Annotated in this window: 15 protein-coding genes; 11 read left to right on the top strand and 4 right to left on the bottom strand. The window is 29.5% G+C overall.

Annotated features, from left to right (window positions below; genetic code table 11):
* The first annotated feature begins 12 nt into the window (after window positions 1–12).
* The 6 genes from grpE to ACTTAS_RS06805 all read left to right on the top strand — a co-directional run bounded on the left by grpE (window position 13) and on the right by ACTTAS_RS06805 (window position 6,343).
* Window positions 13–666: a nucleotide exchange factor GrpE gene (gene grpE, locus ACTTAS_RS06830; RefSeq protein WP_440678845.1), complete on the top strand. Its 654-nt coding sequence runs from the start codon at window positions 13–15 to the stop codon at window positions 664–666.
* A 63-nt stretch (window positions 667–729) separates the two neighbouring features.
* On the top strand, window positions 730–2,655 hold the full coding sequence (dnaK, locus tag ACTTAS_RS06825; RefSeq protein WP_440678844.1) for a molecular chaperone DnaK: 1,926 nt from the start codon (window positions 730–732) through the stop codon (window positions 2,653–2,655).
* 29 nt (window positions 2,656–2,684) lie between these two features.
* A complete protein-coding gene (gene dnaJ / locus ACTTAS_RS06820; protein ID WP_440678843.1) occupies window positions 2,685–3,812 on the top strand; it encodes a molecular chaperone DnaJ in 1,128 nt (375 codons plus the stop codon).
* A gap of 170 nt (window positions 3,813–3,982) precedes the next feature.
* Window positions 3,983–4,759, top strand: a complete 777-nt coding sequence (dapB, locus tag ACTTAS_RS06815) for a 4-hydroxy-tetrahydrodipicolinate reductase (protein ID WP_440678842.1) — start codon at window positions 3,983–3,985, stop codon at window positions 4,757–4,759.
* On the top strand, window positions 4,759–5,412 hold the full coding sequence (gene nth / locus ACTTAS_RS06810) for an endonuclease III (protein ID WP_440678841.1): 654 nt from the start codon (window positions 4,759–4,761) through the stop codon (window positions 5,410–5,412). Before dapB ends, nth begins: the two co-directional genes overlap by 1 nt.
* A gap of 1 nt (window position 5,413) precedes the next feature.
* The gene (locus ACTTAS_RS06805) at window positions 5,414–6,343 is read left to right on the top strand and encodes an adenosine kinase (protein WP_440678840.1); all 930 of its coding nucleotides are present in this window, start codon (window positions 5,414–5,416) and stop codon (window positions 6,341–6,343) included.
* Between the two features lie 2 nt (window positions 6,344–6,345).
* On the opposite strand, the gene arfA is transcribed toward ACTTAS_RS06805, so the two are convergent.
* Window positions 6,346–6,465 carry an alternative ribosome rescue factor ArfA gene (gene arfA / locus ACTTAS_RS06800; protein WP_440678839.1) on the bottom strand — a complete coding sequence of 40 codons (120 nt, stop codon included), beginning with the start codon at window positions 6,463–6,465 and terminating at the stop codon, window positions 6,346–6,348.
* Window positions 6,466–6,559: 94 nt separating this feature from the next.
* Between arfA and ACTTAS_RS06795 the strand changes: the two genes are divergently transcribed.
* Window positions 6,560–7,150 (top strand): TIGR02466 family protein, encoded by a 591-nt coding sequence (locus tag ACTTAS_RS06795; RefSeq protein WP_440678838.1) that lies wholly within the window; start codon window positions 6,560–6,562, stop codon window positions 7,148–7,150.
* Between the two features lie 2 nt (window positions 7,151–7,152).
* Here ACTTAS_RS06795 and ACTTAS_RS06790 read toward each other — a convergent pair whose 3' ends face one another.
* On the bottom strand, window positions 7,153–7,713 hold the full coding sequence (locus ACTTAS_RS06790; RefSeq protein WP_440678837.1) for a winged helix-turn-helix domain-containing protein: 561 nt from the start codon (window positions 7,711–7,713) through the stop codon (window positions 7,153–7,155).
* Window positions 7,714–7,728: 15 nt separating this feature from the next.
* On the opposite strand from ACTTAS_RS06790, the gene ACTTAS_RS06785 reads away from it, so the two are divergent.
* On the top strand, window positions 7,729–8,223 hold the full coding sequence (locus ACTTAS_RS06785; protein WP_440678836.1) for a L,D-transpeptidase family protein: 495 nt from the start codon (window positions 7,729–7,731) through the stop codon (window positions 8,221–8,223).
* On the opposite strand, the gene ACTTAS_RS06780 is transcribed toward ACTTAS_RS06785, so the two are convergent.
* The gene (locus tag ACTTAS_RS06780) at window positions 8,220–8,879 is read right to left on the bottom strand and encodes a YggS family pyridoxal phosphate-dependent enzyme (RefSeq protein WP_440678835.1); all 660 of its coding nucleotides are present in this window, start codon (window positions 8,877–8,879) and stop codon (window positions 8,220–8,222) included. The two genes, ACTTAS_RS06785 and ACTTAS_RS06780, sit on opposite strands and share 4 nt — an antisense overlap.
* Here ACTTAS_RS06780 and ACTTAS_RS06775 point away from each other — a divergent pair.
* Window positions 8,874–9,416 carry a thiamine phosphate synthase gene (locus tag ACTTAS_RS06775; protein WP_440678834.1) on the top strand — a complete coding sequence of 181 codons (543 nt, stop codon included), beginning with the start codon at window positions 8,874–8,876 and terminating at the stop codon, window positions 9,414–9,416. The genes ACTTAS_RS06780 and ACTTAS_RS06775 overlap by 6 nt on opposite strands.
* Before the next feature lie 35 nt (window positions 9,417–9,451).
* Here ACTTAS_RS06775 and ACTTAS_RS06770 read toward each other — a convergent pair whose 3' ends face one another.
* Window positions 9,452–10,405, bottom strand: coding sequence for a porin (locus ACTTAS_RS06770; RefSeq protein WP_440678833.1), 954 nt, complete (start codon window positions 10,403–10,405; stop codon window positions 9,452–9,454).
* Window positions 10,406–10,627: 222 nt separating this feature from the next.
* Between ACTTAS_RS06770 and ACTTAS_RS06765 the strand changes: the two genes are divergently transcribed.
* Both ACTTAS_RS06765 and leuS read left to right on the top strand, forming a co-directional pair.
* Entirely contained in the window at window positions 10,628–11,215 is a 588-nt protein-coding gene (locus ACTTAS_RS06765; protein WP_440678832.1) for a DUF3576 domain-containing protein, read from the top strand.
* Between the two features lie 8 nt (window positions 11,216–11,223).
* Entirely contained in the window at window positions 11,224–13,758 is a 2,535-nt protein-coding gene (leuS, locus tag ACTTAS_RS06760; protein ID WP_440678831.1) for a leucine--tRNA ligase, read from the top strand.

The following is a 13,758-nucleotide window of genomic DNA, read 5'->3' as shown; positions in this document are numbered from 1 at the left end:
ATATATGAGCTTATGGAAAAAGAAGAAAACCAAAACAATACTCCTGAAAATGAAAATCAGAATTTAGAAAAAGAAACAGAAAAACCTGAGGAAAGCTCAGAAAGTGAAAATAAACAAGAAACACCTCAGGAAACCAAAGAAGAGATTAAAGAACTAACTCCAGAAGAAAAAATTGCTGAACTAGAAGATAAACTGGCACGAACTTTTGCAGAAATGGAAAATCAAAGAAGAAGGTTTGAAAAAGAAAAAGAGGATGCCTTTGAGTATGGAGGTTCTAGCTTTGCTAAAGAGGCATTAAATTTAATTGATAACTTAGATCGTTCTAAACATGTTTTAGAAAGCGATGACAAGTTAAAAGAAACAGATGCTTTAAAAAAGACACTGGAGCATTTAGAAATAATAAAGAAAGATTTAATTTCTATTTTTGAAAAAAACAATATTAAACCGATTGATTGTATTAACAAAAAACTAGATCCTAACTTTCATCAAGCAATGATGGAAGTTGAAGATGACAGCAAAGAAGCTGGAACAATTGTTCAAGAAATTCAAAAAGGCTTCACTATTAAAGATAGACTTTTAAGACCTTCATTAGTTGGTGTCTCAAAGAAAATTACCAAAAAAGAAGAAAAAACTGAACAAAATCAGGAAAATTCAGAAGATAAATAATAATGAGATCAACTTGTAGTTTCAAATTTAAACCCTATATGACGAAAGAGAGACAATAATATTATGAGCAAAATAATTGGAATAGACTTAGGAACAACCAACTCTTGTGTTGCGGTAATGGAAGGAACACAAGCTAAGGTTTTAGAAAATGCAGAAGGAGCAAGAACGACACCTTCGGTAGTTGCATTTACTGATGAAAATGAAAAATTAATAGGTCAACCTGCAAAAAGACAGGCAGTAACAAATCCTGAAAACACAATTTTTGCAGTTAAAAGATTAATCGGTAGAAATTTTGATGATCCAACGGTCAAAAAAGATGTTGAAGCTGCACCATTTAAGATAGTTAACTCTGAAAAAGGAGACGCTTGGATTGAAGCTAAAGGAGAAAAGTATTCTCCCTCACAAATCTCTGCATTCATATTACAAAAGATGAAAGAGACAGCTGAAAAATATTTAGGATCAGAAGTAACAAAAGCTGTAATTACTGTACCAGCATATTTTAATGATGCACAAAGACAGGCTACAAAAGATGCCGGTAAAATTGCAGGACTTGAAGTTTTGAGAATTATCAATGAACCAACTGCTGCATCGCTTGCTTATGGTTTAGATAAAAAACAAAACAAAAAAATTGCTGTATACGATTTAGGTGGTGGAACATTTGATGTTTCAATACTTGAGTTAGGTGATGGTGTATTTGAAGTTAAATCAACTAATGGTGATACTTTTTTAGGTGGTGAAGATTTTGATAATGCAATCGTTGATTATTTAATTTCTGAATTTAAAAAAGATAATGGTATTGATCTTAAATCAGATAAACTAGCTTTACAGAGATTAAAAGAAGCAGCTGAAAAAGCAAAAATAGAATTATCGTCTGCGGAACAAACAGATATAAACCTACCATTTATAACTGCAGATAAAACTGGTCCAAAACACATTAATTTAAAGATGACTAGGGCAAAACTTGAAGCTTTAGTTGAGGACTTAATTGCTAGAACAATGCCTCCATGTCAGACTGCTTTAAAAGACGCAGGAATTACCGCAAGTGAGATAGATGAAGTGGTTATGGTTGGTGGTATGACTAGAATGCCAAAAGTTATAGCAGAAGTTAAAAATTTTTTTGGAAAAGACCCTAATAAGAGTGTAAACCCTGATGAAGTAGTTGCAATGGGTGCTGCTATTCAAGCAGGTGTGTTGCAAGGAGATGTTAAAGACGTTCTTTTATTAGACGTTACACCGTTATCATTAGGTATTGAAACGCTTGGTGGTGTTTCAACAAAACTGATTGATAAAAATACGACAATTCCAACTAAAAAAAGCCAAGTTTTCTCAACCGCTGAAGATAATCAGCCAGCTGTTTCTATTAGAGTTTTACAAGGTGAAAGAGAGATGGCTTCTGATAACAAGTTATTAGGTAATTTTGAATTGGTAGGTATTGCGCCAGCTCCAAGAGGAGTTCCTCAAATTGAAGTTACATTTGATATTGACGCTAACGGTATCGTAAATGTTTCGGCAAAAGACAAGGGAACAGGCAAAGAGCAGAAGATACAAATTCAAGCTTCCGGTGGATTAAGTGATGAAGAAATTGAAAAAATGGTCAAAGATGCTGAAGCTAATAAAGAAGCTGACAAAAAGAAGAGAGAGTCAGTTGATGTTAGAAACCAAGCGGACACTTTAATTCATTCAACCGAGAAAAACTTAAAAGAGCATGGATCAAAAATTTCAGATGCAGAGAAAAAAGCAATTGAAGATGCATCGTCTGCTGTGAAAGAAGCTTTAAAGGGTGAAGACATTGAAGATATCAAGAAAAAAACAGAAGCTTTAGTTCAAGCTTCAATGAAACTTGGAGAGGCAATCTATAAATCACAACAAAGTGCTAAACCAGAATCGGAAAAAGATGATGGTGGAGATAATACAGGTAAAAAAGACGAGAATGTTGTTGATGCTGATTTCGAAGAAGTAAAAGACGAGAATAAAGAAAAAAGCGCATAAACTGACATTTAATTGTCTGGGGTAATTTGATGGCTAAAAGAGACTATTATGATGTCCTAGGCGTAAACAAGAGCGCAAGTTCTGATGAGCTAAAATCTGCGTATAGAAAACTAGCTGTTAAATATCATCCAGATAAAAACCCAGGTGATACAAAAGCTGAAGAAAAATTTAAAGAAGCTAGTGAAGCCTACGGAATACTTTCAGACAAAGAAAAAAAACAAAACTACGATAACTTTGGACATGCAGCTTTTGAAAATGGTGGCGGCAGACCAGGTGGTGGTTTTGGTGGTTTTAGTGGTGCAGATTTTTCAGATATTTTTGAGGATTTTTTTGGAGATTTTGGAGGTGGTGGAAGATCAAGAAATAGAAGGTCAAATAATAGAGGTTCAGATTTAAGATATGATTTATCCATTTCATTAGAGGAAGCTTATCATGGAAAAAAGCAAGATATTAAATTTGCAACTACTGAGCAATGTGGGACTTGTAAAGGTAATGGTTCAGAACCAGGTTATTCTCCAGACAGGTGTTCTTATTGTGGAGGAAATGGAAGAATAAGATCTAACCAGGGTTTCTTTACCGTTCAACAAACATGTCCACAATGTAATGGTAATGGTGAAGAAGTCACTAATCCATGCAATGATTGTAATGGTCAAGGGAAAAAACAAACATCCAAAAAAATATCCGTGACTATTCCTAAAGGAGTAGATGATGGTACTAGAATAAGACTTGCCGGAAAGGGTGAAGCTGGTAGCAGAGGTGGTGCTACAGGTGATTTATATTTATTTATAAATGTTCATTCTCATGAACTATTTAAAAGATCAGATGAAAACTTATTTTTTGAATTTCCTCTATCTCTTGCTGATGCGGCTCTTGGAACTACGATTGAAATACCAACAATTGATGGCGGGAGAGCAAAAATAAAAATTCCAGATGGAACCCAAAATGGTAAACAATTTAGATTAAAAGGCAAAGGGATGCCATTTATGAGAAGAGGTGACTTTGGTGATCTATATGTTCAAGTAAAAACAGAGGTACCAGTATACTTAAACAAAAAACAGAAAGAATTATTAGAACAATTTAGAGAAATGGAAAATGACAAATCAAATCCAAGCATTAAAAAGTTTTTTCAAAAAGCAAAAGATTTTTGGAAAAATTAAATTATGGGATTAGAGGAAATAATTCCATCAATAGCTTTAATATTAATACTAATTCTAATTTTACCCAATTTTATAAATTCAAATTTAAAGAAAAAAGTATTTTTTAGAAATTTTAGTATTTGGGGTGTTATTGTAATTATTCTTGTGATACTTCTATATTTTATCACTTAATGAAAAAAATTAATTTAGCTATTTCAGGATGCATGGGGAGAATGGGTCAACAACTCATCAAATCCTCAAAGAAAAATAAAAATTTTAAACTAGTCACGCTTACAGAAAATAGACTGGTAAATAAAAAATTTAATGGAATTAAACCTGAATTAAATTCTGCTAAAGCTTTTAAAAAAACTGACGTAATTATTGATTTCACAGTACCAGATTGCACGCTTGAAATACTAAAAATAGCATCAAAACTTAGGAAAAAAGTAGTGATTGGTACTACAGGATTTACTAGGAGCCAAGAAAATCAAATTAAAAAATATTCAAAAAAAATACCTATTTTAAAAGCTGGTAATATGAGTTTAGGAGTAAATTTATTGATGTATTTAACTGAAATTGCTTCAAAAGCACTTAATGATGAATACTTAAGTAAAATATTTGAAGTACATCACAAACATAAAAAAGATTACCCATCTGGCACTGCTTTAATGCTAGGCAAAGGAATAGCAGATGGTAAAAATAAGAATTTATATAATTTAATTGGTAAGAAATTCTTAAATAAAAAATCTTTTCCTTATGGAAAAAAAATTAATTTTAATTCAATTAGAAAAGGTGAAATTATAGGTGAACACGAGGTAAAATTCTCAAGTGGAAAAGAAATAATTACATTGAACCATGAAGCCTTTGATAGAGCGCTTTACTCAGATGGAGCATTAACTGCATCTAAATGGTTGATGAAAAAAAAACCAGGTTTATATTCTATGAGAGATTTGCTTAATTTTTCATAATGAATGAAAAACAAAAAGCAAAAATCATAATTAAAACTTTAAATAAAATTTATCCTAAAACACCCGTTCCTTTAAAAAGCAAAAATATCTTTACACTATTAATTTCTGTACTGCTCTCCGCTCAATGTACTGATGTAAATGTTAATAATGTAACAAAAGATATATATCCAAAGTACTATAAGCCTGAGCACTTTGTAAAATTAGGAAGAAAAAAAATTGAAAAATTAATAAGAAAAATTGGTATTTTCAGAGTTAAAGCCAAAAGTATTTATTTAATGTCAAAACAAGTGTTAGAAAAACACAAAGGTAAAGTGCCTAAAACTTTTAAAGAGCTAGAAAAATTACCTGGTGTGGGACATAAAACAGCAAGTGTAGTGATGTCTCAAGGTTTTGGATACCCAGCTTTTGCCGTTGATACTCATATTCACAGACTTGCACAACGATGGGGTTTAACGAATGGGAAGAATGTAATTCAAACTGAAAATGATCTAAAAAGAATTTTTCCAAAAAAAAACTGGTCTAAACTTCATTTACAAATAATTTTTTATGGCAGAGAATATTGCAAAGCGAGAGAATGTTACGGTTTACAATGTAAAATATGCACTAGTTGCTACCCAAATAGAAAAAAACCTGTTATGACAAAAAAAGCTTAACATGAAAATTTTAGGAATAGGTAACGCTATCGTAGATGTCATTTGTAAAGTAAATGATAATTTTATTGAGCAAAATAAACTTACAAAAAGCACAATGAAGTTATTTTTTGACGAAAACGAATTTCAAAATTTATTAAAAAATCTTAAAATTGAAAAAACAGTTTCTGGAGGATCGGTTGCAAACTCAATCGTTGGTATGTCTCAGCTTGGAGATAAAGTTGGTTTTATAGGAAAAATTTCAGATGATGAGTTTGGTAGTAATTATGAAAAAGGATTAAAAAAAGAAGGTGTAGAGTATTTTTATTCAAAAAAAAAAGAAAAATTACCCACAGGGACTTGCTTAATATTAGTAACTCCAGATTCAGAAAGAACCATGTGCACCTTCTTAGGTATAGCAGGAAAAATTAATGAAAATGATGTTAGTTCTGATGCTATTAAAAAAAGTGAAATAATATTTTTAGAAGGTTATTTATGGGACGAAGGAGAACCCAAAAAGGCATTTGACAAAGCTATAAACAATGCAAATAAAGTTGCTATGTCACTGTCAGATCTTTTTTGTGTAGATAGACACAAACCTCATTTTTTAAACTTAGTTAAAAACAAACTCGATATAACTTTTGCTAACGAGCAAGAAATTACTTCATTAATTGACGCAAAAAATTTTGAAGAAGTTATAAATTTTTCAAAGACACTTAATAGATTGATGGTTATAACCAGAGGTGAAAAAGGTGCAGTTGCAATTAATGGTGATTATGTTGTTGAAAATGATGTACAGAAAAATCTAAATATTGTAGACCTCACAGGTGCAGGTGACCTTTTTGCTGCTGGTTTTTTACATGGATATATCAACAGGTTATCTACAAAAGAGTGCCTCATAAAAGGGACTGAAATGTCGTCAAAAGTAATTCAACAAATTGGAGCAAGACTTTAAATTTAGATTTTTTTTCTTTTAAAACTTCCCTTTCCTTTTTTTGGTTTTACTATTTTAGGTTTAAATTTTTTTGAATATAGTTTTTTTATTAATGGATTTTTAATTTTAGGTTTTTTAAGCATTTCTAAAGTAATTAACATTGTTAAAAACAAAAAAAGATAGTTTACATGAATAAATTAATATTCTAAAAATAAATTATTACTGTAAAACATTAATATGTTAGTTCACAAAGTATTTCCTGTATCTATTTTTGAGTTCAGATTAGAAAATTTCAAAGAAGTAAATGAAAAAATTGAAAAATATATATATGAACAAAAAAAGATTGATCCTGAGGGTATAACTCGATCAAATTCAGGTGGTTGGCATTCTCGTATTTTTGATCTTAAAAATGTTGGTGAACTTTTACCATTAATTAACTTTTCTAAACAATGTGTTAGAGATGTGTTTAATGGATATAATTGGGAGTTTGTTCCAGAAAAAATTAATTTTATTGGCATGTGGTCAATAATTAACCCACCTGGTAGTTTTAACATTAAACACACTCACCCAAACAGCCTATTAAGTGCAGCATATTATGTGAAAGCAAAAAAAAAATCAGGACCAATAGCTTTTTTTGACCCAAAACATGTGTCAGTTATGAGACATCCAAAAATAAAGGAATTTAATGAATTATCGGCTGAACATATTAGTTTTGAACCTGAGGAAGGAAAACTTTTCCTTTTCCCAGCATATTTAGAACATCAAGTAAATAAGAATAAATCTGACGAAGACAGAATAGTAATAAGTTTTAATATAGATTCATATTAAATTTAAACTTTTAATATATAGCCACTATCAATACTATCTATAAAATTTTTATCGTTAAATAATTTAAAAATTTTTTTTCGTAATCTATATACATGAGTCTCAACAGTATGAGTCTCAACATCTTCATTATAAGCCCAAATTTTAGTTTGAAGCTCTTTTATATTTACCGATTTATTTGCCTTTAATAAATATAAAATTATATTTATTTCCTTTTCTGTTAATTTCAAACTTAATTGATTAAATATCAATTTTCTAGAATTAAAATTAATTTTATATTTTCCAACTTTAATTTCGGATTGGTTTGAAAATTTTTTTTTTAATATCTCTAAATTTATTATTTCTATCAATTTTGAAATTTTAATAGGCAAATTATTTAAAATTAAAAAATTATCGTAATTCGCAATTACTTTATTAGAAATTATTACATCATTTGAAGAGCTAATTGTTGTTAATTTTTTTTTATCTTTAGTAGAATAATTTTCAATCTTAAAATAAAAAATATTACTTATTTCATCCAATATTTTGAAAAGTTCGTTAAAATTATATATTATAATTTTTTGCATATTTAATTTTTTATAATGATTATTAATATTAAAGATCATAATACACTTCAAGTTGATGATTTTAAATTGAAGTGCGTAGTAGGAAAAAAAGGATTTATAAGAAAAAAAATGGAGGGGGATCAAAAGACACCTACAGGTTTATTTGATATTGAAAATTTATATTATCGAAGTGATAGAATAAAAAAACCAAAAACACGGTTGCGATGTATTAAAATTAATAAAAAAATGGGCTGGTGTGATGATATTTTATCTAAAAAATATTACAACAAACTAATAAGAGTAAATAATAAAGTTAAACACGAAAAACTTTTCAGAAGAGATCACAAATATGATTTTATTCTTCCAATAAAGTACAATTTTAAAAAACCACTTCTAGGGAAAGGCAGTTGTATATTTATTCACCTCACAAAAAATTATAAACCCACCGCTGGATGTATTGCCTTAAATGAGAAAGATTTTTTTATTTTAATAAAAATAATCGACAAGAAAACCAAAATTAAAATACTCTAAACTCTACTTCCAAAAATACTCGACCCTATTCTTAAAAATGTTGCTGAATTACTTGCAGCTAATAGATAATCAGAAGACATTCCCATGCTTAATTCATTAAAATTATAACTATTATTTAGTGACTCTAATTCTTTAAAATAACTCTCAGTATTTCCATCTATGGGTGGTATGCACATTAGTCCAATTATATTTAGTTTCATCTCTTTACAATAATTTAATAGATTATCTAATTCATTTTTGTGGATGCCTGATTTTTGAGGCTCATCTCCAATATTCAATTGGATAAAAATTTTAATATCTTTTCCAATTTTTTTTTGTTCCTCTGAGATTTTTTTTGCAAGTTTCATACTATCTAAAGTATGTATATAGTCGAATATTTTGACTGCAAATTTTACTTTGTTAGTTTGAAGTTTTCCTATTAAATGTAATTTAATTTTGGAATTTTCATTTTTTATTTTCTCCCATTTATACATAGCTTCTTGGACTTTGTTCTCACCAAAATTTATATGACCATGAGTTATTAAAGGGTAGATTTTTTCAATTTCAAAAGTTTTAGATACTGCGATTACTTTAGGTAATTTATTGATTTTTTTTTCTTTTAAACTTAATCTAATTTCTTCCTCAATTGATATTAAATTTTGAACCGTATTATGCATAATTATCTGAAAGAAAAATATTACTTTATTAACAAACTAGATACAAATATTATAAAACATCAAGATAAACAAACTACTTTAATTTACAGAAATTACTCAGATACAAAAGTTAGAGAAAAACAAATACTAGATTACAATTCTAAATGCAGGAAACATGGTATAAAATTTATTTTCGCTAATGATGTTAGGCTTGCAATTAAATTAAATTTGATAGGAGTATATTTGCCTTCATTTAACAATACATTTGAACATTTGTCTTATTCTAGAAAAAAAAATTTCATAATACTTGGATCTGCTCACAATTTGAAAGAAATCAAAATAAAAAATAAGCAAGGTGTAAAGAAAATTTTTATATCTTCAATTTTTAAAAAAAATAAAAATTACTTAGGTCTAAATAAATTCAATTTATTAACTTCCAAGATCAATGGGAAATATGTTGCATTAGGAGGTATTTCAAAAGTGAACCTCAAAAAACTAAATTTAACAAACTGTGTAGGTTTTGCCGGTATTTCTTTTTTCAAAAAAAAAGGCCTCTAAAAAGAGGCCTTTTTTATAATAGATTTCTAAAATAATTAGAATGCTAATGCGAAGTTCAATTCAAAAGCTTCTTGATCTTTTGAATCTTCACCACCCATATTGTCAACATCGTTTATAGAACCACCGATAGTAATTCCACCAGTTGTGAATGATGCTGAAATACCAGTAGCTTCTTGGTCTTTCTGCGTATCACCGTATTCAATAGTTGATGTGTTGTATGAAACTGAAAGATCATCACTTACTGCATATGATACACCGATTGCAGTAAAGTCTTTATCACCAGCTGTTGAAGTTGGGTGATCTGCTTCAGATATTTGGTAACCAACTGTTACTGGTCCAAATGCATAAGTAGCATACATTGTTTCTTCGTCAATTGCAGTTCCTGAAGTTGACTCATCTTCTGCAAAACCAGCACCAAGAGTTAATCCTTCGATCATCTCTGGAGCAACTTTAACAGCGTATTCAGTTGAAGAAACATCTGAACCTGCAGCTGATGCGTTTACGTAAGATACAGTTGCAGTTGCACCACTCACTGATGGAGAAGTGTAAACGAACATATTACTTTGCGCATTACCATTGATAAGGTCAGTAGCACCAGTATCATTAGTAGCTGTGTAAGCAGCAACTGCCCATGATTCTTCATAAGCATTTGGTGTTACATCATCAATTGCACTTAATGCAGATGATCCGCCACCACCATGGAACGCAAGTGTTCCAAAGTCACCAGCTAATGACATACTGTGGTCTTCTTGAGTACCACCGTCTAAGTTGTAACTGAATGATACAGTCATACCATTATCCATTTCTCCACCACCAGAGAAAGATAAAGTATCACCCATTGACCAACCGTTACCAGTTGCTGCCTCAGTACCTGAGTCAGTTAAAGATAACGAAGCAGAACCAGAAACGCTTAACTCACCAGCGTTTGCTGAAAATGCAACTAGAGAACCAGCAAGAGCTGATAATCCGATTTTCTTAAATTTGTTCATATTAATTACTCCTTTAATTATTGTTAATTATTAATAATAAACATGGAATAAGTACTATTTTTTGGGATATTTTATTTAATAAATTTGAATATTTTGCTAATAAACCATCTAGTGTTGCATTTTTACAACAAAAAATTCCTCATTTTTATTGAATTTATAGTGTTTTAAACAAAAAAGAATTGTATAGAATTTTCAGTATTTATTAATTCATTAGTTATCACTATGTTAGAAAAAATTAACTCATTTATCTTAAAAGCTTGTTTGCTTTTAACTATATCAATTTTTTTTTATTCTTGTGGGAAAAGCACGAGTGGCACATTTTTACCTGGAGGAAATGCAAGAGAAAATTCACCTGATCCAAGTCTCAGAGTTCAAAAGAACCTAGAGGAAGGAAAAGGATTTAGACTTATGGATGAAGTTGAAAATCGTGGAAGTGGTAATTTTGAATTTGCAAGTTCAAACGAATTATGGCGTGCTAGTTTGGATGTAATTGATTTTATGCCTTTAACTTCAGCAAATTACAGTGGCGGAATTATAATCACTGATTGGTACTCTGAAAATTCAGAAGGTGAGTCGATAAAAATTACTATAAGATTTTTATCTAATGAAATTAGAGCTGACGCTTTAGAAATAAAAGTATTTTTAAAAAAATGTGATGTAAATTTAAATTGTAAAATAAGTGAAAAAAGCAGCAACCTAAGTATAGAACTTCAAAAAGAAATTTTAAAAAAAGCTGCTATTTATGAAAAACAAAACGTAGATAAAAACTTTAAGCCTTATAAAGTAATCGACTCTAGACCTAATAGTTAAATACAATTGTGAATAGGTATAACTTTAAAGAAGTAGAACTGAAGTGGCAAAAATTTTGGGAACAAAATAAAACTTTTAAAAGCAAACTAGATAAAAGTAAAAAAAAATTTTATTGCCTGGAAATGTTTCCTTATCCATCAGGAAAAATACACATGGGTCATGTAAGGAATTATACCATAGGTGATGTTCTAGCTAGATATAAAATACTAAAAGGTTTTAATGTATTGCATCCAATGGGTTGGGATTCTTTTGGAATGCCAGCTGAAAATGCAGCAAAACAAAATAATTTAGATCCAAAAACATGGACAGAGTCCAATATATCAAAGATGAAAGTTCAACTAAAAAAACTTGGATTGTCTATTGATTGGGATAGGGAAATTTCTACATGCTCTGAAGACTATTACAAACACCAACAAAAATTTTTTTTAGAATTATATAAAAAAAAATTAGTTTATAGAAAAGAAAATTATGTGAACTGGGATCCAATTGATCAAACTGTCCTAGCAAATGAACAAGTTATAGATGGTAAAGGCTGGCGTTCAGGTGCAATAGTTGAAAGAAAAAAATTAAATCAATGGTTTTTTAACATATCGAAATTCTCTGATGATTTATTAGAAAGTTTAAATCAGTTAGACAAGTGGCCCAAAAAAGTAAAACTGATGCAAAAAAACTGGATAGGTAAATCTTTTGGTTGTGAAATTGATTTTAAAATTGAAGGTTCTCTGCCAATCAAGAGTATCAAATGTTTCACAACAAGACCTGATACACTTTTTGGATTTTCATTTTTAGCAGTATCAGTTGATCATGAAATAGCTAAATTTTATGAGAAAGATAAAGAATTTATAAAATTTAAAGATGAGTGTTCAAAGTCAGGAACAACTGAAGAATCTATTGCTGTAGGAGAAAAAATTGGTTTTAAAACAAATCTGTTAGCTATCAGTCCAGTAGACCCAAGTAAAAAAGTACCTGTATATTTTGCAAATTTTGTTTTAATGGATTATGGATTTGGTGCTGTGTTTGGTTGTCCCGCTCATGACCAAAGAGATTTTGACTTTGCAAAAAAATACAATCTAGAAATTAAGACAGTCGTAAAACCAAAAGAAGAAGACGATTCATTTACTGTAAAAGAAAAGGCTTTTTCTGATGATGGAATTATTATTAATTCAGATTTCTTAAATGGATTAGAGGCACCAAATAATTCAGTTCTAGAAACAATTAAAATTTTAGAAACTAGAAAAATTGGAAAAAAACTCATAACATTTAGATTAAAAGATTGGGGAGTATCACGTCAAAGATACTGGGGATGTCCAATTCCAATAGCCTATGATGAAGAAGGGAATGAATATCCAATACCTGATAATATGCTACCTGTTCAACTTCCTAAGAATATAGATTTAAACGTAAAAGGGAACCCTCTTGATCATCAAAAAAATTGGAAAGAAATTACAATTGATGGAAAAAAATTAACTCGAGAAACTGATACCTTAGATACTTTTGTTTGTTCTTCTTGGTACTATTTGAGATTCTGCTCACCAACAGAAAAGAATTATGGTTATACCAAGGAAGATATAGATTATTGGATGCCAGTAGACCAATATATTGGTGGTATTGAACATGCAATTTTACATTTATTATACTCTAGATTTTTCATGAGAGCTTTAGCTTTTGAAAATGAAAAATTTAATATCACTGAACCTTTTGAGGATCTTTTTACACAAGGTATGGTTTGTCACGAAACATACAAAGATCCTGAAAATAATTGGGTAAGTCCTGATGAGATTGAAACTATTAATGGTGAAAAACGTTTAAGAAAAAATAATAAAGTGAAAATTACTGTTGGACCGTCAGAGTCAATGTCAAAGTCTAAAAAAAATACAATAGATCCAGAAAAAATAATTGAAAATTATGGGGCAGACTCCGCAAGGTTATTCATACTATCGGACAGCCCTCCTGAGAAAGACGTACAATGGTCTGAGGAAGGTATTAGTTCATCCTATAAATTTATTCAAAAACTCTGGAATCTACATTCTAAATTTGAGGATGAAATGTCAAAAAATCATAAAAAAGATAGTTCAGAAAATATTTTAAAATTTACAAGTTTATTTATTAAGAAAATTGAGAACTATCTAGAAAACTTTAGTTATAATGTGATAATTGCAAGTATGCATGAAATGTATAATTTTTTTTTAAAAGAACTCAACAATGAATACACTAAAGAAACTTTGTATGAAAATTATATTAAGATATTAACTGCAATTAGCCCCATAATACCTCACTATACAAGCGAAACTTTGGAATTATTAAAATACAAAAATAAATTGAGTTGGCCACTTTATAATAAAGATATTTTAATTGAGGATAGTGTGAATATAGTTGTTCAAATAAATGGAAAAAAAAGGGGGTTATTGAATCTAAATAAAAATTTAAATGAAGAGATGATATTTGAAAAAATACAAAAAGATGAAAAATTATCAAAATATATTTCTGGTCCAATTAAAAAGAAAATCTATGTCCAAAACAAATTAATAAACTTAATTATATAA

It is taken from the genome of Candidatus Pelagibacter sp. HIMB1611, from assembly GCF_052047715.1.
GTDB lineage: Bacteria > Pseudomonadota > Alphaproteobacteria > Pelagibacterales > Pelagibacteraceae > Pelagibacter.
This window is presented reverse-complemented; position numbering and strand designations above follow the sequence as displayed.

Coding starts and splice junctions, on each gene's coding strand:
- grpE (WP_440678845.1), top strand. CDS start 13: ATGGAAAAAGAAGAAAACCAAAACAATACTCCTGAAAATGAAAATCAG.
- ACTTAS_RS06785 (WP_440678836.1), top strand. CDS start 7,729: ATGATTATTAATATTAAAGATCATAATACACTTCAAGTTGATGATTTT.
- arfA (WP_440678839.1), bottom strand. CDS start 6,465: ATGCTTAAAAAACCTAAAATTAAAAATCCATTAATAAAAAAACTATAT.
- ACTTAS_RS06775 (WP_440678834.1), top strand. CDS start 8,874: ATGCATAATTATCTGAAAGAAAAATATTACTTTATTAACAAACTAGAT.
- ACTTAS_RS06805 (WP_440678840.1), top strand. CDS start 5,414: ATGAAAATTTTAGGAATAGGTAACGCTATCGTAGATGTCATTTGTAAA.
- ACTTAS_RS06795 (WP_440678838.1), top strand. CDS start 6,560: ATGTTAGTTCACAAAGTATTTCCTGTATCTATTTTTGAGTTCAGATTA.
- dnaK (WP_440678844.1), top strand. CDS start 730: ATGAGCAAAATAATTGGAATAGACTTAGGAACAACCAACTCTTGTGTT.
- dapB (WP_440678842.1), top strand. CDS start 3,983: ATGAAAAAAATTAATTTAGCTATTTCAGGATGCATGGGGAGAATGGGT.
- ACTTAS_RS06790 (WP_440678837.1), bottom strand. CDS start 7,713: ATGCAAAAAATTATAATATATAATTTTAACGAACTTTTCAAAATATTG.
- dnaJ (WP_440678843.1), top strand. CDS start 2,685: ATGGCTAAAAGAGACTATTATGATGTCCTAGGCGTAAACAAGAGCGCA.
- ACTTAS_RS06770 (WP_440678833.1), bottom strand. CDS start 10,405: ATGAACAAATTTAAGAAAATCGGATTATCAGCTCTTGCTGGTTCTCTA.
- ACTTAS_RS06780 (WP_440678835.1), bottom strand. CDS start 8,879: ATGCATAATACGGTTCAAAATTTAATATCAATTGAGGAAGAAATTAGA.
- ACTTAS_RS06765 (WP_440678832.1), top strand. CDS start 10,628: ATGTTAGAAAAAATTAACTCATTTATCTTAAAAGCTTGTTTGCTTTTA.
- nth (WP_440678841.1), top strand. CDS start 4,759: ATGAATGAAAAACAAAAAGCAAAAATCATAATTAAAACTTTAAATAAA.